The 283-nt window shown below is 76.7% G+C and carries 1 pseudogene; it reads right to left on the bottom strand.

The annotated features are described in order from the left end of the window. Positions 1 to 283 (bottom strand): annotated as a pseudogene (locus G3I65_RS10700) (type VII secretion integral membrane protein EccD); the annotation flags it as partial.

The following is a 283-nucleotide window of genomic DNA, read 5'->3' as shown; positions in this document are numbered from 1 at the left end:
CCAGTGCCAGCAACGAAACCAGCACGACCGGGGCGGTACCGCCGGCGCGCACCAGCACGACCTGGCAGTACAGCACCACCACCGACGTCCCGGCCAGCAGGCCGGTGAGCAGCCCGTCGGCCCGTGCCACGGCGCTGTGCACCAGCGGGAGCGGTGGCTGCGGCTCGTCGCGGACCAGGTCCGCCGTGCTGCGCGGCAGCACCGGCATCGGGACGCGCGCGAGGCGCAGGGCCAGCGGGGCGAACGTGCCGGACAGCGCCAGCAGGCCGCCGCCGACCACCGC

Origin of the sequence: Amycolatopsis sp. SID8362 (assembly GCF_010550475.1) — a bacterium.
GTDB classification, from domain to species: domain Bacteria; phylum Actinomycetota; class Actinomycetes; order Mycobacteriales; family Pseudonocardiaceae; genus Amycolatopsis; species Amycolatopsis eburnea.
Note: the sequence above shows the minus strand (reverse complement) of the source record. Positions and strands in the feature narration are given on the sequence as shown.